We start from the raw sequence: 22,374 nt of genomic DNA, 5'->3' as shown, positions 1-22,374 counted from the left end.
GCCTGGCGGGACGCTTTTCCCCGCCAGGCCTGCCGGCTCCGACCAGCCTAAGGCACCCGAACCCATGTCAAATCGGGCCTAGGTGGGTGCGTTCCGGGTCCGTGGTGGTTCGTTGCGGCCGGTGGCGTCGGGTTGTTTGGGCGTTGAGGAGGGGTATGCGCAGGGCGTTGACGACGTGTCCGCTGTGTGAGGCGACGTGTGGGTTGGAGTTGACGATCGAGGGCGATCGGATCACTGGTGTTCGTGGTGATCGGCAGGACACGTTCAGCGGTGGGTTCCTCTGTCCCAAGGGTGCGTCGTTGGGGGCGTTGGACGCCGATCCGGATCGGTTGCGCGGGCCGTTGGCGCGGCGTGGTGGGTCGTTCGAGGCGGTGTCGTGGGGTGAGGCGTTCGAGCTGGTCGATCAGCGGTTGAGCGCGGTTGTCGGTGAGCACGGCCGGGATTCGGTCGCGATGTACTTGGGGAATCCGACGGTGCACTCGTTGGCCGGTGGGTTGTACGCCGGTGGGTTGAGGAAGGCGTTGGGGTCGCGCAACTTCTTCACCGCGGCCACGGTGGACCAGATGCCCAAGCACATGTCGTCAGGGCTGCTCTACGGGGGGATTTTCACCATTCCGGTGCCGGATGTGGACCGGACGGATTTCTTGTTGTTGTTGGGGGCGGATCCGTTCTCGTCGAACGGCAGTCTGTGGACGGTTCCGGATGCGCCGGGGCGGTTGAAGGCGTTGCGCCGGCGTGGTGGGGCGTTCGTGGTGGTCGATCCGCGTCGCAGTCGCACGGCGGCGGCTGCTGATCAGCACTTGGCGATCGTGCCCGGTACGGACGTGTTCCTGCTGTTGGCGATGGTGAACGAGTTGTTCGCGGCGTCGTTGGTGGATCTGAAGGACCTCGCGCCGCACGTGAACGGCGTGGAGGGGGTGCGGGAGCTGGCCCGGCCGTTCACGCCGGAGGCGGTGGCGTCGCGGTGCGGCATCGGGGCGGGGGAGATCCGGGCGTTGGCGCACCGGCTCGCGGCGGCGCCGCGGGCGGCGGTGTACGGGCGGATCGGCACGACGACGGTCGAGTTCGGCACGGTGGCCAGTTGGTTGGTGGACGTGCTGAACGTGCTGACCGGGAACCTGGACCGGCCCGGTGGGGCGATGTTCCCGATGCCCGCCCACATGCGGCGGGGGACGGGGACGGGCAAGGGGTTCGCGACCGGTCGGTGGCGCAGCCGGGTGCGGGGGTTGCCCGAGGTGGCGGGGGAGTTGCCGGTCGTCACGCTGGTCGACGAGATCGAGACGCCCGGCGAGGGGCAGGTCCGGGCGCTGGTGACGGTGGCGGGGAACCCGGCGTTGTCCGTGCCCAACTCGGCGCGGCTGGACGCGGCGCTGTCCACTTTGGACTTCATGGTGTCGGTCGACCCCTATCTGAACGAGACGACGCGGCACGCCGACGTCATCCTGCCGCCACCGCCGCCCAGCAGGCGTGCTCACTACGACCTGGCGTTCCTGTCGTTCGCGGTGCGGAACGTGGCGAAGTACTCGCCGCCCGCCGTGCCGCTCGGGCCGGACGAGCTGGACGAGGGCGAGATCCTGCTGCGGCTGACCGGGATCCTGGCCGGGCAGGGGGCGGACGCCGATCTCGACGCGTTGGTCGGGCTGTCGGGCGGGTCGGACCGCACCCGTGAGGAACGCCTGTTGGACGCGCGGTTGCGGGCCGGGGCGTACGGGTTGTCGGTGGACGACCTGCTGGAACGGCCGCACGGCGTCGACCTCGGGCCGTTGACGAGCCGGGTTCCGGAGGTCCTGCGCACGCCGTCCGGGCGGATCGAGCTGTGCCCCGAGCCGATCGAGGCCGACGTGCCGCGGGTGCTGGCGGCGTTGCGCGCGCCCGTCGACGGGATGGTGCTGGTCGGCCGGCGGCACCTGCGGTCGAACAACTCGTGGTTGCACAACGTGCCCGCGCTGGTGAAGGGCAAGCAGTTGTGCACGTTGCTGGTCAACCCGGCCGATGCCGAGCGGCTGGGTCTCGAGGACGGCGGGGTGGCGCGGGTGGCGTCGCGGGTGGGCGAGGTCGAGGCGACCGTGGAGGTCAGCGCCGACATGGCCGCCGGGGTGGTCAGCCTGCCGCACGGGTGGGGCCACGACCGGCCCGGCACGCGACTCGCCACCGCGCGCGCCCACCCCGGCGTCAACGTCAACCTGCTCACCGACGACCTGGCCGTGGACCCGCTGTCGGGCACCGCCGTGCTCAACGGCGTCCACGTGCGCGTCACCCCTTCCGCAGCCCAGTGAGGAGCACCGCCATGCCCGTGACCACGGCGCGCGTCATCGCCGACCTGCCTTTCGTGGCCGCCCAGGCGCACGACGACCGGGTGGCGTGGCGCCACCGGCGTGACGGGCAGTGGCACGACCTGACGTTCACCGAGGTCGCCGAGTGGGTCATGGAACTGGCGTCCGGGCTGGTGCACCTGGGCGTCGAGCCGGGCGACCGGGTGTGCGTGCTGGCGGACACCCGGGTCGAGTGGTCGGCGGCGGAGCTGGCGGTGCTCGCCGCAGGCGGCATCGTGGTGCCGATCTACCCGTCGAGCGCGGCGGAGGAGTGCGCGTGGATCATCGGCGACTCGGGCGCGGTGCTCGTGGTCGCGGAGAACGAGGCGCAGCGGGCCAAGGTCGAGTCGATCCGCGAGCAGGTGCCGTCGTTGCGGGACGTGGTCGTGATCGAGGGCGGCGGGCTGGACGAGCTGCGCTCGCAGGGCCGCACGTCGCCGTTGCCGGGCGAGCTGGACGACCGCCGTGCCGCGATCGACCCCGACGACCCGACCGTGATCATCTACACCTCGGGCACGACGGGTCCGCCCAAGGGCTGCGTGCTGACCAACCGGAACTGGCTGACGATGTGCCGGCTCAGCGAGGAGCTGTCGTACGTCCTGCCGGACGACGTGGCGTACCTGTTCCTGCCGCTGGCGCACGTGTTCGCGCAGATCGTGCACCTGGGCGCGCTGTACACCGGCCACACGGTCGCGTTCTACGGCGGTGACGCGTCGAAGATCGTGGCGGAGCTGGCGGAGGTGCGGCCGACGTTCCTGCCGTCCGTGCCCCGGATCTTCGAGAAGATCTACACCGTCGCCACGGCCGGCGTGCCGGAGGAGCAGTTGCGGCAGGCGGTGAAGGTGGGGCTGGCCGTGCGCCGGTCGCGGGCCGCGGGTCAGCCGGTGCCGCCCGACCTGGCCGCCGCGTTCGAGCGGGTGGACCCGGTGTTCGCCAAGGTCCGGGCGATCTTCGGGGGCAGGCTGCGGCAGGCGTTGTCCGGGGCGGCGCCCATCTCGGTGGAGGTGCTGGAGTTCTTCACGGCCGCCGGCGTGCCCGTGCTGGAGGGGTACGGCATGAGCGAGTCCACGGGTGTCGGCACGGTGAACACGTTGGCGCGGCACAAGCTCGGCTCGGTCGGCACGTACGGGATGGCGGGGCTGCAGCTGAAGGTGGCCGAGGACGGCGAGCTCCTGATGCAGGGGCCGCACGTGTTCGCGGGCTACTGGAACAACCCCGCCGCCACCGCCGAGGTGCTGACCGACGGCTGGCTGCACACCGGCGACCTCGGCGAGGTCGACGACGACGGCTTCGTCACCATCACGGGCCGCAAGAAGGACATCATCATCACCGCCGGCGGCAAGAACATCGCGCCCGCGAACGTCGAGAACCAGCTCCGCCAGTCGCGCTGGATCTCGCACGCGGTGGTCTACGGGGACCTCAAGCCGTACCTGGTCGCGCTGATCACCTTGGACGTGGACGAGATCGTGCCGTGGGCTCAGGCCAAGGGCCTGCCGACCGACCTGCCCGCCCTGGTCCGCACGCCCGAGGTGCGTGACCTGGTGCAGGGCGTGGTGGACGAGGCGAACTCCCACTTCGCGCACGTCTCGCAGGTCAAGCGCTTCACCGTGCTGGACCGCGACCTGAGCCAGGACGTGGGCGAGCTGACCCCGACGTTGAAGGTGAAGCGGAAGGTGGTGCACTCCACGCACGCCGCGCTGTACGACGGGCTCTACAGCTGATCGACTGCCGGGCGTCGATCGGACGGAGACGGAGGTCGGGCGGTGGACCGGACGGCGTTGGACGTGCTCGCGGCGGGCATGGCCGGCCGGGATGGCGAGCAGGTGTTCCGCGAGCTGCGGGAACGGGGGCACTCGCCCATCGCGACCATCTACGTCGCGTCACGCGTCCTGGGGCTGTCGTTGGCGGAGGCGAAGGCCGCGCTCTTCCGGAGCGACGCGTGGCGTGACCGGCGGGACGACTGGGGGCGGCTGCACGACGAGGTTGCAAAGGGGTCTTTGCAACAGTAGCTTTGCATCATGGTCGCACCACGCGAGATCTCCGACGTCGACGAACTGCGGACGCTGGCGCACCCGTTGCGCCAGCGCATCCTGCGCCACCTCGGGCAGCACGGGCCGGCGACGGCCAGCGCCCTGGGCAAGGCGCTCGGCGAGAGCAGCGGTGCGACCAGTTACCACCTCCGGATGTTGGCGAAGCACGCGTTCGTGGAGGAAGTGCCCGAACGCGCGCACGGCCGTGAACGGTGGTGGCGGGCGCCCGTGCAGGACTTGCGCGGGCCCCGCGCGCCGGAGGACCCGGAAGTGCGCACCCTCGTGGACCAGCTCAGGCAGCTCAAGCTGGCCGCCGACCAGGAGCTGTTCGACGAGTTCCTGGCCCGGCGGTCGGAGCTGGGCGAGTGGGCGGACGCGCTGCCGTACTCGCGCGGCTCGGTGCGGGTGACGCTGCCCGAGCTGCACGAGTTCTTCGACGAGTACATGGCGCTGCTCAAGCGCTACCAACGACCGGTGGACGAGACGCCCGCGGACGCGCGGCACGTCGCCGTGCGCTTCTTCGCGTTCCCCGTCCCCGCGGACCGCCCCTGACCTGAAGCCCGGGCCGTCGAGCTGGCACTCGACGACCCGGGCGGGCGGAAGCCGCAGCACCACGCCGAAACCGGCGTGTTCCTCGTACGTGCGAACCTCCTCGGGAAGGAGAGCACCCGTGCTCCCCGAACGCAACTCGCGACTTCGTCGTGCCCTCATCCGGTTGCTCGCGGCACTGGCCGTCGGCACGGCGGCGGCCGCGTGGTCACCGCCCGCCCACGCGGACCAAGCCGGTCTGGTCGAGCAGGACATCACCTTTTCGAGTGGAGAGCTGACGCTCCACGGCACCGTGATCGCCCCCGACGCGGACACCCAGCACCCGGCCGTGGTGATGGTGCACGGCTCCGGCCGGGTCGCGCGGGACGGCTACCGCCAGGAGGCGGAGGCGTTCGCGCGGGCCGGCATCGTCACGCTGATCTACGACAAGCGGCCGAAGCGGTCCAAGTCCGACGTCGACTTCGAGCTCCTGGCCGACGACGCGCTGGCCGCCCTGCGCGCGCTGAAGGCCCACCCCGGCGTCGACCCGGCCCGGACCGGCCTGTGGGGCGTCAGCGAGGGTGGTTGGGTGGCGCCGCTGGCCGCCGCCGGCTCGACCGACGTCGCCTTCGTGGTCACGGTCGGCGCACCCGGCACGGCGCCCGAGCGCCAGCAGTCCTGGAACCTCGACAACCGGCTCGCCGCCGCCGGCGTGTCCGGCTCGCTGGTGGACACCGTCTCCCGCACGACGCTCGGCCTGCTCGTCGGCGCGGGGCTGTTCCCCGAGGCCGGCTACGACCCGGCGCCGGTGCTGGCCCGGATCACCCAACCGGTGTTGGCCCTGTGGGGTGACCTCGACCGGGTGATCCCTGGCGCGGAGAGCATGCGCGTGTTCCAGGAGTCACTCGACCGGGGCGGCAACCGCGCCTACACCCTCCGCGCGGTGCCCGGCGCCGATCACACCATGCGCCGGTCGCCGGACGGCTTCCAACGCGGCGAGGAGGTCTCCCCGGCCTACCTGGAGCAGGTCGCCACCTGGGTGAACAGCACCGGACCGCGCACGGTCGACGTCGGCCCGCCGCCGCGGCAGGAGCGGCAGAGCACGCCGGTCGAGCCCGGGTCGCCGGCGGTGCAGCTGATCGCGGTGGGAGTGCTGCTGCTGGTGTTCGCGGGGTACGGGCTGAGCGCGTTCCGCCGGCTGCGGAGCACGCGACCCGTGCGTCGACCGGCGCGCGTGCTCGCCGCGACCGGCCTGCTGAGCGTGCTCGGCCTGTTCGGCTACCTCGGCCACCTGGCGTCGAGCGGCGCGCGGAGCCTCGGCCCGGTGGTGCTCGGCCGGCCGCTGCCGTGGCTCGCGCTGCAGGTCCTGGCGGTGGCGGTGGTGGCGGCGACCGCGGTCACCGCGACGAGGGCGTGGCGGGCCAGGGCCGACCTCAGGGCGGGGCACCGGGTGCGGCTGGGCCTGCTGGTGGCCGGTGGCGTGCTGTTCGTGCCCTGGGCCGTCCACTGGGGCCTGCTGCTGCCGTAGCCGTCACCGGCTCAGGGCGGTCTCCCGCTCCACGTGCGACAGCTTCTCCGGGTTGCGCATGAAGTAGAGCCCGGTGATCAGGCCGTCCTCGACCCGCGCCGCCACGACGCCGTCCAGCTCGCCGTCGAGCCGGAGGATCACCGCCGGGCCGCCGTTGAGCTGCGCCGGCTCGGCCGTCGTCCGCGTGCCGACGACGTCCCAGCGGGCGGCCAGGAAGCGGGCCACCTTGTCCGCGCCGACGACGGGCTTGCGCGCGGCCTGCTTGAGCCCGCCGGCGTCGCTGAGGATGACGACGTCCGGCGCGAGCACGTCGAGCAGGCTCTGCAGGTCACCGGTCTCGACCGCCCGCTGGAACGCCGCGAGCGCGGCCCTGGCCTCGGCCGGGTCGGTGCCACCGCGCGGCCGGCGCTCGGCGACGTGGGCCCTGGCCCGGTGCGCGATCTGGCGCACCGCGGCCGGGGTCTTGTCGACGGCTTCGGCGATCTCGTCGTAGCCGACGTCGAACACGTCGCGCAGCACGAACACCGCCCGCTCGGTCGGCGCGAGCGTCTCCAGCACCAGCAGCATCGCCATCGAGACGCTGTCGGCCAGCTCCACGTCCTCGGCGACGTCGGGCGTGGTCAGCAGCGGCTCGGGCAGCCAGGGGCCGACGTAGGACTCCTTGCGCCTGCCGAGCGCGCGCAGCCGGGTGAGCGCCTGGCGGGTGACGATCCGGACCAGGTACGCGCGCTGGTCGCGCACGGTGTCGAGGTCGACGCCCGTCCACCGCAGCCAGGTCTCCTGGACGACGTCCTCGGCGTCGGCGGCCGAGCCGAGCAGCTGGTAGGCGACGGTGAAGAGCAGGTTGCGGTGGGCGACGAACGCCTCGGTCGCGGGACGCGTCTCCGCCGTGCTGCCCATCGGTCGCTCCTGTTCGTCCGCCACCGGTCCGACGCCGTGTAACGCGCGTCACGCGACCGGCCTGTCACAGGGCTCGCGACACCGGCGTCTCCTGGTCGACAAGTCGCTCGACCAGGAGGAACGCCATGAACCTCGCCCTGTGGATCGTCACCGGCGTGCTCGCCGCCGCCTACTTCTTCGGCGGCGGCGGCAAGCTCGTCCTGTCCAAGCAGAAGATAGCCGCCACCGGGCACAGCGCGGCGTGGACCGAGGACTGGAGCGCCGGCTCCATCAAGGCCATCGGCGTGTTGGAGATGCTGGGCGCGTTGGGGCTGGTCCTGCCCGCCGTGCTCGGCGTCGCGCCGGTCCTGGTGCCGTCGGCCGCCGTCGGCCTGATGGTCGTCATGGTCGGCGCGGCGGTCGTCCGCTTCCGGCGTGGGGAGTTCAAGCTGATGGTGGTGGACTTCGTGTACCTCGCGCTGCTGGCCTTCGTGCTGTGGGGCCGTCTCGTCGCCGAGCCCTTCACGGGATGACCACGGTGCGCGTAGACCTCCTCGGGCGACCCGACCTGCTGCACGGCGCCGTCGCGCAGCACCACGAGCCGGTCGGCCGGCGCCAACGCCTCCTCCCAGTCGTGCGTGACGTACACGGTGGTCAGCCCGAGCGACCGGTGCGGTCGGCGGATCTCGGCGCGCACCTCCAGCTGCAGCGAGGCGTCCGGATTGGACAGTGGCTCGTCCATCAGCCGGGCAGGAGCACGGCGGGTCGGAGCACGGCGGGTCGGCGGAACCGCGACGTCGGGCGCATCCGCTCCCCCTCTCCAACCGGGACACCACTGGACGCTGGTGGGGAAAGCCCTTACCGTTTCGGGTAGCAGGACGAATGACGACACGCGACCGGCTCGGGGGTCGACAGTTGCGCAAGTTCCGCAAACTCAGACCCTGACGCTCGCGCACGTCCCGTCCTCATCTGCCGCCGCCGCCGCGCCAATCCCCCGGTGTTCCGGGGGAGTCGTCAACGACTGTGGAGGCATCTGTGGCACCCCGTACCAGGAGAGCCTGGTCGACCTCGCTCGGCTCGCTCGCCACCGCGCTCGCCGTGGTGGCGTCCGCCCTGGTGTCCGCCGCGCCCGCGAGCGCGGCTCCCGTCCTGCTCTCCCAAGGAAAACCGGCCACCGCGTCCTCTTCCGGCAGTTCCGGCTTCGCGCCCTCGGCGGCGGTGGACGGCAACTCCGCCACCCGCTGGGCCAGCCAGGGCGGCATCGACCCGTCGTGGATCCAGGTCGACCTCGGCGCGGTGGCGACGATCACGCGGGTCCGGCTCCAGTGGGACCTGTCGTGCGCGCGCGGCTACCGGCTCGAGACGTCGTCGAACGCGAGCACGTGGACCAGCGTCTATACCACCGCGAACGGCGCGGGCGGTGTGGAAGACCTCGTGGTGAGCGGAAGCGGTCGCTACGTCCGGATGTACGGCACGACGCGCTGCCGCACGGCGTCCTACTACGGCTACTCGTTGCAGGAGTTCCAGGTGTTCGGCGAGACCGGGCAGGCGGACACCACGCCGCCGTCACCGCCGGCGAACCTGCGCTCGGCCAACGTCACGCCCACGTCGGTCGACCTGGCCTGGGACCCGGCGACCGACAACGTCGGCGTGACGTCCTACGAGGTCTACCAGCGGGGCCAGTTCGTCAAGTCCGTCACCGGCACGTCCACCACGATCACCGGCCTGAACCCCAACGGCTCGTACGTCTACTACGTCAACGCCAAGGACGCCGCGGGCAACATCTCCCAGGCGGGCAACAACCTCGAGGTGACCACACCGCCCGCGCAGGCCGACACCGAGCGGCCGACCACCCCCACGGGGCTGCGCGTCACGGGCGTCACCGCGAACTCCGTGTCGCTGGCGTGGAACCCGTCCACCGACAACGTCGGCGTGACCCGCTACGAGGTCCTCGCGGGCGGCGCGCCGGTGGGCGAGACCACGGGCACGTCGGCCACCATCGGCGGGCGCAGCCCGAACACCTCGTACCTGATGAACGTGCGGGCGTACGACGCGGTGGGCAACGTGTCCGACTGGAGCATGGCGATCACCGCCACCACGTCGTCCGGCGGCGACCAGGTCGGCGCGGTGACGCAGCTGGCGACGGACAACGACGTGCCGTGGGGCTTGGACTTCCTGCCCGACGGGTCGGGCGTCTACTCGCGGCGCGACGCGTTCGACATCGTCAAGCTGTCGCCGTCCGGGGTGAGGACCACCCTGGGCACGGTGCCGAACGTCGTCACGACGAACGGTGAAGGCGGCCTGCTGGGCATCGAGGTGTCGCCGACCTTCGCCTCCGACAACTACCTGTACATCTACCACACGGCCGCGAACGACAACCGGATCGTGCGGATGAAGGTGCAGAACAACGCGCTGGTGCAGTCGTCGTTGCAGGTGCTGCTCACCGGCATCCCGCGCAACCGCTACCACAACGGCGGCCGGCTGCGGTTCGGCCCGGACGGCAAGCTGTACGCGGGCACCGGCGACGGCCAGAACGCCAACTGGGCGCAGGACCTGTCCAACCTGGGCGGCAAGGTGTTGCGGCTCAACGCCGACGGCTCCGCGCCGTCCGACAACCCCTTCTACGGCAACGGCGGCAACGCCCGGTACGTGTGGACCTACGGGCACCGCAACGTGCAGGGCCTGGCGTTCGACGGCCAGGGCAGGCTGTGGCAGGCCGAGCTGGGCAACACGATCATGGACGAGCTGAACCTGTCCGAGCGCGGCGGCAACTACGGCTGGCCGTCGTGCGAGGGCACGTCGGGCAACTGCTCCGGCTACGTCGCGCCGAAGCGGACGTGGAGCACGGCGAACGCCTCGCCCAGCGGCATCGCCATCGTCAACAACGCCCTGTACATGGCCACGCTGCGCGGCAGCAGGCTCTACCGGATGGTCATCAGCGGCACGTCGGTCGGCTCGGAGACGACCCACTTCCAGGGCACGTACGGCCGGCTGCGCACCGTCGAGCCCGCGCCGGACGGCAGCCTCTGGCTGACCACCAGCGACGACCGGGACAGCACGCCGAACAACTCCAACAGCCGCATCCTCCGGGTGCAGCTGAACTGAGCGGTCCCGACCGCGCGCGAGGCGGTCCCGGTCGACCCGGGGCCGCCTCGTCGCGTGTCGGGCCGGTGAACCGGACGTCCCGCGGGCACGTGTCATGACTGCCGCTCGGGACACGTCCGAGCCCGAGCCGAACGGGAAGAGATGCGCGACCCGATCCTCGAACGCGCGCTGCGCCAGGTCCGCGCGGAGCGGGCGCGCGACCGCGGCCGCCGCGGTGGCGTCGTCGCGGCGGTGAGCACCGCGCTCGCCGTCGCGGTGCTGGCCGGCGGGGTCCACCTCGGCCGGCGCAGCGCGCCCGGGCAGCGGCTGCTGGACGCCACCGCGGCCGACGGCGTGCGGCTGACCACGACGGTGACGCCCGCCGACGGCTGGGTGCGGCTGAGCGCGGTGGTGGCCGGCGTCGACGCGGGGGAGCGGTGCCGGCTCGTGGTCACCGACGTGCGCGGCCTGCGTTACGCGGCGGGCGGCTGGATCGCCTCGCGGCGCGGCGACACCGCCCTGGCGGGCGCCGCCGTGGTCGACCCGGACGAGCTCGCCGCCGTCAGCGTCGTCACCGAGGACGGCCGCGTCCTGGTCACCTCGCCGACCCCGGTGCCCTGATCTGCCCACTCGGGCAGAGGCGCGCGTCGCACGCCCGGCGTCCGAATAAGCTGTGGGCCGTGAGGTGGTCGCCGCTGCTGCTGGTGCTCGTGCTGGCGGCGGGCTGCGCGGACGGCCGCACCGTGGCCATCGACGAGGTGCCGGTGGCGGTCGAGTCGGTCACCACCACCCAGGACGCGTCCACCGGCACGTTCCGCGTCGACTGCGGGCGCAACGAACCACGCCACCTCAACGCCGACAACATGGTCATCGCGCCGGGTCAGCCGTCCGGCGCGCACCACACCCACGAGTACGTCGGCAACCTGAGCACGAACGCGGGCTCCACCGACGACTCGCTGGCCGCCGCCGGGACCACCTGCCCGGCGGAGGACCGGTCCACCTACTACTGGCCGGTGCTGCGGCTGACCGACCGGACCGGGCACGACGAGCACGCGCCCGGCGGCGGCGCGCACGGCAACACCGGCGAGGTGCTGCCGCCGTCGAGGGTGGAGATCACGTTCACCGGCAGCCCGGTCAGCGAGGTCGTGCCGATGCCGAGGTTCCTGCGCATGATCACCGGCGACCCGGCCGCGCTGACCAGCGGCCGCGGCCGGGCGCGGTGGAGCTGCACCGGGTTCGAGGACCGGCACACCGACCGCTACCCGGAGTGCGCGCCGGGCAGCGCGGTGCTGCGCACGTTCGACTTCCCGAGCTGCTGGGACGGCCGCAACACCGACAGCCCGAGCCACCGGGCGCACGCCGAGTTCCCCGGGTCGAACGGGGTGTGCCGGCCGGGCACGTTCCCGGTGCCGAAGCTGCGCGTGCGCGTCGCCTACGACGTGCCGGCCGGGCGGCCGTACGCCCTCGACAGCTTCCCCGAGCAGCGGCGCGACCCGCGCACGGACCACGCGATGTTCGTCAACGTCATGCCGGTCGGGCTGATGGACCGCGTCACGTCCTGCCTGAACGCCGGCGAGACCTGCGCCTAGCCCGGCGACCGGTCAGTCGTCCTCGCCCTTGATGCGCGGCGACGTGGCGCAGTTGTACCGGGCGCCGTCGCTGGTGTTCTGCTGGCAGATCGTGAACGTGTAGTCGGCGTTCTCGAGGAGCACGTCCACGTTGTTGGAGGTGCAGTCGTCGTTGTTGCCGTTGCCGTCCCGGATCCAGGCGAAGTGGTTCCAGCTGCCGTCCCGCTGCCGGACGTTGAGCCGGCCGGACACCCCGACGTCGTCGGTCTTGGTGTCGCAGATCTTGTAGATGTCACCACTGTCGTCGTAGCTCATCCGGGCGACACCGTCCGGGTGCGACCAGGCGTCGCTGATCGCCATCGCGCCGGGGGCGGTGGACAGGACCAATCCGAGCACCATTAAGAGCGTCGCGATCACATTCCTGGGTTTCATCGACAATCCCTCTCGTCGGATGTCCGTCGACCTTCAGGTCGACGTGCCCGGCGGAAGCTACCCACGTGTTTCCGGCTTGTCCACGGTCCACAGGTGCGGAGTAGCGTGCCCGCGGTCATTGTGCTTACCCTCGTGGAGGCAGGCATAGTGCCTGGTCAGTGCCCTTTAATGTCGTCACGCGGTCGTTTTCGGATATTGCCGGTGACGCAATTCTGCCCACCCGGTCGGGGGAGATTACCGAAGTGTCGTGCCGAGCTGGGCTATTCCGTTCCGTCCGGAATTTCGGGCCCGCGGTGATCGTACCCACTTGGCCGTCGCGGCGGTCGCCCGGTGCGGCCGCGGGCACACCCGCGAAACTCGTCCCGCCCCGAGGTGAACCGAACCCGGCCGGCGTCCGTGTCCGGGGAGGGAGTTGACGAGAGGAGTGGGTGGATGGCGGCTCTGTGGTCCCGGAAACGGGAGGCCGCGGCCGACGAGGCACTGATCCGATCCCTCTACGAGGAGCACGGTCGGGCGCTGCTCGCGTACGCGACGCGGCTGACCGGCGATCGGGCGTCGGCCGAGGACGTCGTCCAGGAAACCCTCGTGCGCGCGTGGCGGCACCCGGACGCCTTGGTGAACGGCAAGGGCTCGGTCCGGGGGTGGCTGCTCACGGTGGCGCGCAACATCGTCACCGACCGGTTCCGGGCGAAGGCGGTCCGGCCCCAGGAGGTGGCGGAGGCGCCCACGGCCACGCCGGTGCAACGCGACCACGCGGACTCCGTCGTCGACTCGGTGGTGGTGCTCGAAGCGCTGGACCGGCTGTCGTCCGACCACCGCGACGTGCTCATGGAGATCTACTTCCGCGGCCGGAGCGTGACGGAGGCGGCCGAGGCGTTAGGGGTGCCGCCGGGCACGGTGAAGTCGAGATCCCACTACGCGCTGCGGGCGTTGCGAGAGACGTTCGTCGGGCAACAGGTCGCGCTGAAGGGGGTGGCCGGATGACCACGAACCACGATCCACAGCTGCTCGGCGCATACGTGCTGGGCGCACTCGACGAGCGGGAGGCACGTGCGGTGGAGGACCACTTGGCGTCCTGCCCGCGGTGCGACGAGGAGTTGGCCGAGCTGCGAGCGATGGAGGAGGCCATGGGCGACGTGCCGCCCGAGGCGTTGCTCGACGGCCCGCCCGAGGACGGCGAGCTGCTGCTGCGGCGCACGCTGCGGCAGGTGCGGTCCGAGCGCGGCGCCCGGCTGCGCCGCCGCCAGGTCGGCCTGGGGCTGGTCGCGGCGGCCGCGGCCGCGGTCGTGCTCGGCGGTGGTTTCGCGGTCGGCCGCGGCACCGCGCCCGACGTGGGCGCCGTGCCGGGGACGACGACCGCGCCCGCGCCGCCCGCCGGGACGAAGCTCGGGTCGGCCACCGACCCGGTCACCGGCGCGCGGATGACCGTGCAGGTCAGGCCCGCCGCCGGGTGGGTGCGGGTGAACGCCTCCGTCGCGGGCGTCGCGCAGGACGAGAAGTGCAGGCTGATCGTCGTGGCGAAGGACGGCCGGACCGCGGAGGCGGGCAGCTGGCTCGTCTCGGCGGCCGGTGAGGAGGACGGCACCAACCTCGACGGCTCGGCGCTCATCGCGCCCGAGGACGTCGCGGCGATCGAGGTGCGCAACTTCGACGACGAGCGGATCGTCACGGTGCCGGTGTAGCCGGGGGTGACCCGGTGAGGCCCTCGCGCGCGGGGGCCTCACCGGTGTCGGGGGTCAGGGCTTGAGCACGACCTTGCCCACGGTGGCGCGGCCCTCCAGCGCGGCGTGCGCCTTGGCGGCCTCGCTGAGCGGGAACGTCGTGGTCAGCGGGGTGAGCCTGCCCTCGGCCAGCGCGCGCATCGACAGCTCCTCCAGCCCGCGCAGGTTCGTGCCCTTCATCATCCGCGGCCCGACGACGACCGACGCGGTGATGCCGAGGCGGTAGAGGTCCGAGGTGTCGATGGCGGTGGGCGCGCCCGCCGACCAGCCGAACAGCAGGATCCGGCCACCGACGCCGAGCAGCTCCAGCGACTTGCGGCCGGCCTCACCGCCGACGCCGTCGAGCACGACGGTGACCTGCCCGATGCCCTCGTCCCAGTCCGGGCGCGTGTAGTCGGCCACCACGTCCGCGCCCAGCTCGCGGACCAGGTCCAGCTTGGCAGTGCTCGCCACGCCGACCACCTTGGCCCCGACCGCCTTGGCCTCCTGCACGAACAACGCGCCGAGCCCGCCCGCCGCCGCGGTCACCAGGACCACGTCGTCGGCGGTGAGCTCGGCGATGCGCAGCACGCCGACGGCGGTGCGGCCGGTGCCGATCATGGCCACGGCCGCGTCGTCGGACACGTGGTCGGGCAGCTCGTGCAGCGAGGCGGCGTTCGCCACGGCCTGCTCCGCGTACCCGCCGCTGGCCTGGCCGAGGTGCGCGACGACGCGCTTGCCCAGCCAGTGCGGCTCGACCCCGTCACCCAGCGCGGTGACGACCCCCGCGACCTCCCGGCCCGGCGTCATGGGCAGCGCGGGCAGCGGGAACGGCCCGCCGTGCTCACCCCGGCGGATCGCCGTGTCGAGCAGGTGCACCCCGGCCGCGGACACCGCGACCCGCACCTGGCCCGCGGCCGGCTCCGGGTCCGGCGCCTGCTCGTAGCGCAGGTTCTCGGCCGGACCGAACTCGTGCTGAACGATGGCGTGCATCACTTGATCCCCTCTGAAGTCCTGCGCGCCACGCTAGGAGTTCGAGTTAAGTCGAGGTCAAGCGATCGTGCCCGATGGTCTCGGAGGTCGGTCCGACCAATTCGCGAACGCCGAAATTCCTTTGACGTGAGCGGCTTGTTCGGAGATAGTCGTACCGACACCGCGGTGGTGTTCGACGAACCACAAAGGGGACCTTCGTGAACAGCAGGGAGACCGAGTGGAACGGCTCCGCGACGCGTGCGTCCGGTGACCGGGGCCAGCGCTCCTGACCTGCCCGTACGTCAATAAGACGACACGGTGCGTGATTATTCGAAAAACTTATCGGTCTATTGGCCGTAATGATCGGCGCGCATTTGGCGTGGCACTGGCGGCCCGACCTTCATGGGGTGGGTCGGGGCGGATAAACCCCGGCACGACGGGGCGTGTGACTCCTGTCGGGAAAGGGGGGACGGGTTCGTGCGCCCGTCCCCCGCCGCCATTCGGCCCAAGAACCGGGCCCGGGCGGCGGCGGGCTGTTTGCGGTTCAGGCGCGACGGGTAGTCGGTGGGCGTCCGGAGCCCGGTCAGACGGGCTCGTGGTCCTCAGTTGGAGGGCGAGATGACCCACCACTCGACGGTCGGTCGCGTCAAGGTCGCGGGCCTGCAACCCGCCCAGGTGCTCGCAGGCCTGGTCGGTTTGGTCTTCCTCGCGTTGGGTGTGCTGGGCTTCGTGCGCACGGGGTTCGGCGACTTCGCGGGCGACCAGCACGCGATGCTGCTCGGGTTCGCGCTGAACCCGCTGCACAACGTGGTCCACCTGGCGTTCGGCGTGCTCGGCCTGCTGATGGCGAGCACGTCCGGCCTGGCCCGGCTGTACGGCTGGATCCTGTTCCTCGGCTACGGCGCCGTGCTGCTGTGGGGCCTGGCCCTGGCCGGGGTGTTCTCCACCAACCCGGTCGCCGGTCTCGGCAACCCGCTGGCGCTCAACGTCAACGACAACTGGCTGCACCTCGGCCTCGCCGCCGTCGGTCTGCTGATCGCGGTGCTGCCGGCGCGGCGGAAGATCGTGACGGAGGAGCCGGTCGACACGCGCACCGGCGAGCCGATCGCCCCGATGGTCGATCCTGCCGCTCCTGGTGGTCCCGGGGAGGCGGAGCGGCGTCGGGAGCAGGCCCGGTACGAGCGGGAAGCGAGCATTCGCGACCCCAAGGCCGATCCGGTGACGCAGGAGATGCCGGCGCAGCGCACCGACGACGTGCCGCACGGCGCGCACCGCGACCAGCGGATCGAGTCGGTGGACCCGACCGTGAACCCGCGGCCGGTCCAGCCGATCGACCCGGCCATCGCGGAGCAGCACAAGTCGCGGTTCAGCCGGTGACGTTCGCGGTCAGTCGGTTGTGCAACCGATCCTGATGCGCTGACGGCAAGACGTGCGGTGCACGGTCCCGAGCGGACCGTGCACCGTCGTGCGTTGCCGGCTCGTGCGGGGTCAGGCCGCTGAGTCCATGCGGTCCACTTGGTCGTCGTCCAGTTTGATCTCCAGCGCGCCCAGGGTCTCCTCCAGCTGTGCGAGCGAGGTGGCGCCCACCAGCGGGATGATGTCCTGGCGCATCAGCCACGCGAGCACGACCTGGTTGACGGTGGCGCCGAGCTCCGCCGCGACCTCGTGCAGCACCTTCAGCCGCCGAGTGGTGCCGGGGTGGTCGTACGCCTCGCCCAGCGGCTTGTCCCGGTACCTGCCCGAGAGCAGCGCCGAGTACGCCACGAGCGTGACGTCGCCCTCCGCCCGCGCGTAGTCGAGCAGCTCGGCGGTCATGTGCACGTGACCGCCCTCGGGCAGCTTCACACCCGGCCGCGGGCGGAGGTAGCTGTACCGCTGCTGCACGGCGTTGTAGAGCGGCCAGCCGTTGGCCCGCGAGACCGCCCGTGCCCGGTCGAAGCGCCACGTGGCGTGGTTGCTGGCGCCGATCTCGCGCACCGTGCCGGCTTCGACGAGGGACGCGAATCCGCCGAGGGTGTCCTCCAGCGTGACGCTGCGGTCCTCGATGTGGCTGTAGTAGAGGTCGATGTGGTCGATGCCCAGCCGTGCCAGGCTCGCGGCGGCGGCGCGGCGGACCGTGTCGCCGGCCAGGCCCTCGGCGTTCTCCAGCCCGGTGCCCGGCGTCAACGGCCGCGCGCCCATCTTGGTGGCCACGACCATGTCGTCGCGGTTGCCGCGCGCGGCCAGCCAGCGACCGACCATGTGCTCGCTCTCGTCGCCCGTGCCACCGTCCCAGAACACGTAGTTGTTGGCCGTGTCCAGGAACGTGCCGCCCGCCTCGGCGAAGCGGTCCATGATCGCGAACGAGGTCTGCTGGTCGACTGAGGTGCCGAACGGCAGCGTGCCCAGCGCCAGGGCGCCGACCTCCAGTGAACCGATGCGCTGTCGTCTCATGGCGGTCAGCCTGGATGCTGGAGCGCGGTCCAGGTCAAGCCCCTGGTGCGGCCCCTGGCATGCTGGGTGGCGATGTCGACTCTGACGAAATGGGCTCCCGCCGTGTTGGCGCTGGTCCTGGTGGCCAGTCCGGGCGTGTGGCGGTACAGCAGGCACGTCATCACCATCGCGCACGAGGCCGGGCACGCCCTGGTCGCGCTGCTCACCGGCCGGCGGCTGGAGGGCATCAAGCTGAACTCCGACACGTCCGGGGTCACCGTGTCGCGTGGCAGGCCGACCGGGTTCGCGGTCGTGCTGATGTACTTCGCGGGGTACGTGACGCCGTCGTTGCTCGGGTTGGGCGCGGCGGTCCTGGTGACGTCCGAGCAGGTCCGGCCGTTGCTGTGGGCGACGGTCGGGTTGCTGGCCGGAATGCTGATCATGATCCGCAACGCGTTCGGCGTGCTGTCGGTCGTGGTGACGGGGGCGGTGATGTTCGCCGTGTCGTGGTACGCGACGGCGGAGTGGCAGGCGGCGTTCGCGTTGTTCGTGACGTGGTTCTTGTTGTTGGGCGGGGTGCGGCCGGTGGGTGAGTTGCAGCGGCGGCGGATGCGGGGGCTGGCGCGGCAGTCCGATGCCGATCAGCTGGCGCGGATCACGCGGGTGCCCGGGTTGGTGTGGGTGCTGCTGTTCGCCGGGGTTGCGGTGGGGACGCTGATGGTGGGCGGTCGGCTGCTGCTGCCGTTGTAGGGGTTTGGTCTTGGGCTGGGGGTCGGGTGGATCCTGGTTCAGTCCGGCTCGATTTGACATGGGGCCCTTACGGGCACCCCAGGCAGGCCAAAGCCGGGCAGGCCCGGCGGGAAAAGCGTCCGCCAAGCCTGCCCGGCTTCGACCAGCCTATGGCACCCGAACCCATGTCAAATCGGGCCTAGGTGCGGGCGCTGCGGGCCCGTTGTGGCTGGTTGTGAGGTGGTTGGTGAGGGGTTGGTGAGGGGTTGGCAGACCACTCGACCGGGCGAAGAGTGCAACCAAGGACAACCCAAACCGCATTTCTCACGTTAGCCGGATAAAACGGCCGGCCCGGCGGCGGCGGACGTCGCTATGACCGTCGGCAACAGCCATAGTTTCCGCCACGGCCACCGTCACAGCCCTCAACGCCCGTCAGGCCGTCAGGTGCCATTTGCGCTCCCGCCAACCTGGCTCACCGCCGACCCGTCCCAAGGCCCGCCGCGTCCGCCACGCCCTGCGCCCCCCGCCAGCGCCCTGCGCGCGTCGCCAGGCGCGCCCGACCGCGATTGCCAGGTCGGTGGCGCCCCGCTTGCCTCGCCAGCCCGCACCAGAGCCACCCCCCGCACCAGGCCCACCAAGCGCGCCGGCCGTAGGAACCTCGCTTGCCCATCCCAGGCCTTTGGCGGCGTGGGGGTAAGGGCTGGTGGGTCGGGTAACCCGTTCTTTTCTAGGGAGGACGCCATGACCGACACCGTCGCCGACTTCGTGCTCCGCCGCCTGCGTGATTGGGGAGTCGAGCACGTCTTCGCCTATCCGGGTGACGGCATCAACGGGCTGGTTTCGGCTTTTGGGCGTAGTGGCGATCGGCCGAGGTTTGTGCAGGCGCGGCACGAGGAGATGTCCGCGATGCAGGCCGTGGGCTATGCCAAGTTCGGTGGGCGGGTCGGGGTGTGCATGGCCACGTCGGGGCCCGGGGCGATCCACCTGTTGAACGGGCTGTACGACGCGAAGTTGGACCACGTGCCGGTGGTGGCGATCGTCGGGCAGACCGCGCGCACCGCGATGGGTGGCAGCTATCAGCAGGAAGTGGACCTGCACTCGTTGTTCAAGGACGTCGCGTCGGAGTACCTGGTCGACGTGACCGTCCCCGAGCAGTTGCCCAACGCGCTGGACCGCGCCATCCGCACCGCCGAGTCGCAGCGGGCGCCCACGGCGCTGATCATCCCGGCCGACGTCCAGGAGTTGGAGTACTCGCCGCCTGAGCACGCCTTCAAGCACGTGCCCTCCAGCGCCCCCAGCCGGGGGTGGGCCACCGCGATCCCCTCGACGGACGACGTCGAACGCGCGGTCGAGGTGTTGAACGCGGGGGAGCGCGTGGCGGTGCTCGTCGGGCAGGGGGCGCGCGGGGCCGGTGGTGAGGTTCGCCAGGTGGCCGAGGTGCTGGGGGCCGGGGTGGCGAAGGCGTTGTTGGGCAAGGACGTGCTGCCCGACGACGAGCCGTGGGTGACCGGGGCGATCGGGTTGTTGGGCACGAGGCCGAGCTACGAGCTGATGCGGGACTGCGACACGTTGTTGATCGTCGGGTCGAGCTTCCCGTACTCGCAGTTCCTGCCCGAGTTCGGCCGCGCGCGGGCGGTGCAGGTGGACGTCGACGGGCGGTTCATCGGGATGCGCTACCCGACCGAGGTGAACCTCGTCGGTGACGCCGGGGCGACGTTGCGGGCGATGCTGCCGTTGCTGCGGCGCAAGGAAGACCGGACCTGGCGGGAGACCGTCGAGGGCAACGTGGCCGAGTGGTGGGAGACGTTGCGGCGGCAGTCCTTCGTGGACGCCGACCCGGTGAACCCCATGCGGATCATGTGGGAGCTGTCGTCCCGGTTGCCGGAGGACGCGATCGTGACCGCCGACTCGGGGTCCGCGGCGAACTGGTACGCCCGCCTGGTCAAGTTGCGCGGCCGGATGCGCGGGTCGTTGTCGGGCACGTTGGCGACGATGGGCGCCGGGGTGCCGTACGCGATCGGGGCGAAGTTCGCGCACCCGGAACGCCCGGTTGTCGCGTTGGTCGGCGACGGCGCGATGCAGATGAACGGGCTGGCCGAGTTGATCACCATCGCCCGCTACTACGAGGAGTGGGCGGATCCGCGGTGCGTGGTGTGCGTGCTGCACAACAACGACCTCAACCAGGTGACGTGGGAGCTGAGGGCGATGGGCGGCGCGCCGAAGTTCGAGGAGTCGCAGGTGCTGCCCGACATCGGCTACGCGGCGTTCGCGCGGGCCGTCGGGTTGGGCGGGATCGACGTGTCCGACCCGGCCGACCTGGGCGGCGCGTGGGACGAGGCGCTGTCCGCCGCCCGGCCCGTGGTGCTGGACGTGCGGTGCGACCCGAACCTGCCTCCCATCCCGCCGCACACGACGTTCGAGCAGGCCAAGGCCACCGCCGAGGCGATGCTCAAGGGCGACCCGGACGCGTGGGACGTGGTCAGGCGCGGGGTGGCGACCAAGGTTCAGGAATTCCTGCGCGGGTAACCGGTGGCCATGGTCAGCATCGGTTACTTCCTCTCCAGCGAGGAACACGGACCGCGCGAGCTGGTGGCGCAGGCGCGGTGGGCGGAGCAGGCCGGGTTCGAGCGCCTGTGGATCTCCGACCACTACCACCCGTGGAACCGCGAGCAGGGCAACAGCCCGTTCGTGTGGTCCGTCATCGGCGCGCTGTCGGAGGTCACCTCCTTGCCCGTCACGACCGCTGTCACCTGTCCGACGCTGCGGATTCACCCGGCCGTGGTGGCACAGGCCGCGGCGACGGCCGCCGTCCAGTGCCGGGGCGGGTTCACCCTCGGCGTCGGCACCGGCGAGGCGTTGAACGAGCACATCTTCGGCGACCCGTGGCCGTCCGCGCCGGAACGGCTGGAGATGCTGGAAGAGGCCGTCGAGGTGATGCGGGCGCTGTGGACCGGCGAGGAGGTCAGCCACCGCGGCGAGCACTACACGGTCGAGAACGCGCGGCTCTACACGGTGCCGCCGTCACCCGTTCCGGTGTACGTGTCGGCGTTCGGGCCGAAGGCGGCGGAGGTGGCCGGGCGCATCGGCGACGGCCTGTGCTCCACCATGCCGGACGCGTCGCTGGTGGCGAAGTTCCGCGCCGCCGGCGGTGAGGGCAAGCCCACCCAGGCCGGGTTCAAGGTGTGCCACGCGTCGTCAGCCGAGGAGGCCGTGAAGACGGCGCACCGGCTGTGGGCGAACGAGCAGCTGCCCGGCGAGCTGGCCCAGGTGCTGCCGACGCCGCGGCACTTCGAGCAGGCGTCGACGCTGGTCACCGAGGACATGGTGGCCTCGGCGCTGCCCGTCGGGCCCGACCCGCGGCCGTACCTCGACCGCGTCCGCGAGTTCGCCGACGCGGGCTACGACGAGGTGTACGTGAGCCAGATCGGCCCGGACCAGGAGCGGTTCTTCTCGTTCTGGGCCGAGTCCGTCGCGCCCGAGCTGGAGGGCGCCTTCGCCACGCCGGGAGGAGTGCGATGACCGATCCGAACGAACGCCCGCTGGACGAGATCGAGCAGCTGGACGAGGACGAGCTCGGCGTCGACCCGCTGGAGCGCGGCGTCGAGCCGCCCGAGCACTGGAGCGCCGCCGACCGCCACGGCACCACGCCGCGCGAGCTGCGCGAGGGCGAGACCCTCGACCAGCGGCTGGCGCAGGAGGAACCGGAGTAATCCACCTCCACCGGTAATCCATCCGATGAGGCGCACCACGTTTGCCCCCCGGGGACCAGCGGGTAAGCCGTGATCAAGCACCTGTGACACCGCAAGGGGGTTCATCCGATGACCAGCACCGCGCGCCTGCCCAAGCCCGTGACCGACGTCTGGGACTGGCAGAAGGAAGGGTTGTGCCGAGGCCGTGACAGCGCGGTCTTCTTCCACCCCGACAACGAGCGCGGCTCCGCCCGAGCCGCTCGCGAGGACAAGGCCAAGCAGCTCTGCGCCCGCTGCCCCGTCGTGGACCCGTGCCGCGAGCACGCGCTCGCGGTGCAGGAGCCGTACGGGGTCTGGGGCGGCATGGGCGAGGACGAACGCCGTCGCATCATCGCCAACCGCCGCCGCTCCGCCGCCTGAGCACCGACCTGGCCGCCGCCGGTCGGGCCGCCCCCGCCCTCCGGACCCCAGAATCGCGCGGAGGGCGCCTGACCCGGGTCAGGCGCCGCTC

At 71.7% G+C, this 22,374-nt stretch carries 21 protein-coding genes; 17 read left to right on the top strand and 4 right to left on the bottom strand.

Features of this window, described 5'->3' with window-relative positions; translation table 11 throughout:
- Positions 1-155: 155 nt before the first annotated feature.
- From ABTZ99_RS41555 to ABTZ99_RS41535, 5 genes are all read left to right on the top strand, one after another.
- Positions 156-2,276: a molybdopterin oxidoreductase family protein gene (locus tag ABTZ99_RS41555; RefSeq protein ID WP_499618543.1), complete on the top strand. Its 2,121-nt coding sequence runs from the start codon at positions 156-158 to the stop codon at positions 2,274-2,276.
- A gap of 11 nt (positions 2,277-2,287) precedes the next feature.
- The gene (locus ABTZ99_RS41550) at positions 2,288-4,033 is read left to right on the top strand and encodes an AMP-dependent synthetase/ligase (RefSeq protein WP_499618542.1); all 1,746 of its coding nucleotides are present in this window, start codon (positions 2,288-2,290) and stop codon (positions 4,031-4,033) included.
- 42 nt (positions 4,034-4,075) lie between these two features.
- Positions 4,076-4,321 (top strand): hypothetical protein, encoded by a 246-nt coding sequence (locus tag ABTZ99_RS41545; RefSeq protein WP_499618540.1) that lies wholly within the window; start codon positions 4,076-4,078, stop codon positions 4,319-4,321.
- Positions 4,322-4,330: 9 nt separating this feature from the next.
- The gene (locus tag ABTZ99_RS41540) at positions 4,331-4,894 is read left to right on the top strand and encodes an ArsR/SmtB family transcription factor (RefSeq protein ID WP_498783868.1); all 564 of its coding nucleotides are present in this window, start codon (positions 4,331-4,333) and stop codon (positions 4,892-4,894) included.
- A 118-nt stretch (positions 4,895-5,012) separates the two neighbouring features.
- Positions 5,013-6,398: an alpha/beta hydrolase family protein gene (locus ABTZ99_RS41535; RefSeq protein ID WP_499618537.1), complete on the top strand. Its 1,386-nt coding sequence runs from the start codon at positions 5,013-5,015 to the stop codon at positions 6,396-6,398.
- A gap of 3 nt (positions 6,399-6,401) precedes the next feature.
- Here ABTZ99_RS41535 and ABTZ99_RS41530 read toward each other — a convergent pair whose 3' ends face one another.
- Positions 6,402-7,298 carry an RNA polymerase sigma-70 factor gene (locus tag ABTZ99_RS41530; RefSeq protein ID WP_499618535.1) on the bottom strand — a complete coding sequence of 299 codons (897 nt, stop codon included), beginning with the start codon at positions 7,296-7,298 and terminating at the stop codon, positions 6,402-6,404.
- 125 nt (positions 7,299-7,423) lie between these two features.
- Between ABTZ99_RS41530 and ABTZ99_RS41525 the strand changes: the two genes are divergently transcribed.
- The 4 genes from ABTZ99_RS41525 (at position 7,424) to ABTZ99_RS41510 (ending at position 11,950) form a co-directional block, all read left to right on the top strand.
- Positions 7,424-7,810, top strand: a complete 387-nt coding sequence (locus tag ABTZ99_RS41525; RefSeq protein ID WP_499618533.1) for a DoxX family protein — start codon at positions 7,424-7,426, stop codon at positions 7,808-7,810.
- 502 nt (positions 7,811-8,312) lie between these two features.
- Positions 8,313-10,382 carry a PQQ-dependent sugar dehydrogenase gene (locus tag ABTZ99_RS41520; RefSeq protein WP_499618531.1) on the top strand — a complete coding sequence of 690 codons (2,070 nt, stop codon included), beginning with the start codon at positions 8,313-8,315 and terminating at the stop codon, positions 10,380-10,382.
- A 141-nt stretch (positions 10,383-10,523) separates the two neighbouring features.
- Entirely contained in the window at positions 10,524-10,982 is a 459-nt protein-coding gene (locus ABTZ99_RS41515) for a hypothetical protein (RefSeq protein ID WP_498783878.1), read from the top strand.
- Between the two features lie 59 nt (positions 10,983-11,041).
- Positions 11,042-11,950 carry a DUF1996 domain-containing protein gene (locus tag ABTZ99_RS41510; RefSeq protein WP_499618529.1) on the top strand — a complete coding sequence of 303 codons (909 nt, stop codon included), beginning with the start codon at positions 11,042-11,044 and terminating at the stop codon, positions 11,948-11,950.
- A 12-nt stretch (positions 11,951-11,962) separates the two neighbouring features.
- Here the strand turns inward: ABTZ99_RS41510 and ABTZ99_RS41505 are convergent, their stop codons facing one another.
- Positions 11,963-12,325, bottom strand: coding sequence for a hypothetical protein (locus ABTZ99_RS41505; RefSeq protein WP_498783882.1), 363 nt, complete (start codon positions 12,323-12,325; stop codon positions 11,963-11,965).
- 468 nt (positions 12,326-12,793) lie between these two features.
- On the opposite strand from ABTZ99_RS41505, the gene ABTZ99_RS41500 reads away from it, so the two are divergent.
- Positions 12,794-13,345, top strand: coding sequence for a sigma-70 family RNA polymerase sigma factor (locus ABTZ99_RS41500; protein ID WP_499618528.1), 552 nt, complete (start codon positions 12,794-12,796; stop codon positions 13,343-13,345).
- Complete coding sequence (locus ABTZ99_RS41495; protein WP_498783886.1) at positions 13,342-14,043, top strand: anti-sigma factor family protein; 702 nt, start codon at positions 13,342-13,344, stop codon at positions 14,041-14,043. Before ABTZ99_RS41500 ends, ABTZ99_RS41495 begins: the two co-directional genes overlap by 4 nt.
- Before the next feature lie 54 nt (positions 14,044-14,097).
- Here the strand turns inward: ABTZ99_RS41495 and ABTZ99_RS41490 are convergent, their stop codons facing one another.
- Positions 14,098-15,054, bottom strand: a complete 957-nt coding sequence (locus tag ABTZ99_RS41490; protein WP_499618526.1) for a zinc-binding dehydrogenase — start codon at positions 15,052-15,054, stop codon at positions 14,098-14,100.
- Positions 15,055-15,651: 597 nt separating this feature from the next.
- On the opposite strand from ABTZ99_RS41490, the gene ABTZ99_RS41485 reads away from it, so the two are divergent.
- Positions 15,652-16,410 carry a DUF4383 domain-containing protein gene (locus ABTZ99_RS41485; RefSeq protein WP_499618524.1) on the top strand — a complete coding sequence of 253 codons (759 nt, stop codon included), beginning with the start codon at positions 15,652-15,654 and terminating at the stop codon, positions 16,408-16,410.
- A 111-nt stretch (positions 16,411-16,521) separates the two neighbouring features.
- Here ABTZ99_RS41485 and ABTZ99_RS41480 read toward each other — a convergent pair whose 3' ends face one another.
- A complete protein-coding gene (locus ABTZ99_RS41480) occupies positions 16,522-17,466 on the bottom strand; it encodes an aldo/keto reductase (RefSeq protein WP_498783891.1) in 945 nt (314 codons plus the stop codon).
- Between the two features lie 72 nt (positions 17,467-17,538).
- Between ABTZ99_RS41480 and ABTZ99_RS41475 the strand changes: the two genes are divergently transcribed.
- The 5 genes from ABTZ99_RS41475 (at position 17,539) to ABTZ99_RS41455 (ending at position 22,283) form a co-directional block, all read left to right on the top strand.
- Entirely contained in the window at positions 17,539-18,195 is a 657-nt protein-coding gene (locus ABTZ99_RS41475) for a M50 family metallopeptidase (protein ID WP_498783893.1), read from the top strand.
- A gap of 720 nt (positions 18,196-18,915) precedes the next feature.
- Entirely contained in the window at positions 18,916-20,700 is a 1,785-nt protein-coding gene (locus ABTZ99_RS41470; protein WP_499618522.1) for a thiamine pyrophosphate-requiring protein, read from the top strand.
- 9 nt (positions 20,701-20,709) lie between these two features.
- Positions 20,710-21,693, top strand: a complete 984-nt coding sequence (locus ABTZ99_RS41465; protein ID WP_498783897.1) for a TIGR03557 family F420-dependent LLM class oxidoreductase — start codon at positions 20,710-20,712, stop codon at positions 21,691-21,693.
- Entirely contained in the window at positions 21,690-21,884 is a 195-nt protein-coding gene (locus ABTZ99_RS41460; protein WP_499618520.1) for a hypothetical protein, read from the top strand. The genes ABTZ99_RS41465 and ABTZ99_RS41460 overlap by 4 nt, the downstream gene beginning before the upstream one ends.
- Positions 21,885-21,992: 108 nt before the next feature.
- Positions 21,993-22,283, top strand: a complete 291-nt coding sequence (locus tag ABTZ99_RS41455; protein WP_053720850.1) for a WhiB family transcriptional regulator — start codon at positions 21,993-21,995, stop codon at positions 22,281-22,283.
- Positions 22,284-22,374 lie beyond the last annotated feature (91 nt).

The sequence above is a fragment of the Actinosynnema sp. NPDC002837 genome (genome assembly GCF_040295345.1).
Taxonomy (GTDB): Bacteria; Actinomycetota; Actinomycetes; order Mycobacteriales; family Pseudonocardiaceae; genus Actinosynnema.
The sequence above is the reverse complement of the archived record's forward strand: the minus strand, read 5'-3'. Positions and strand labels throughout refer to the sequence as shown.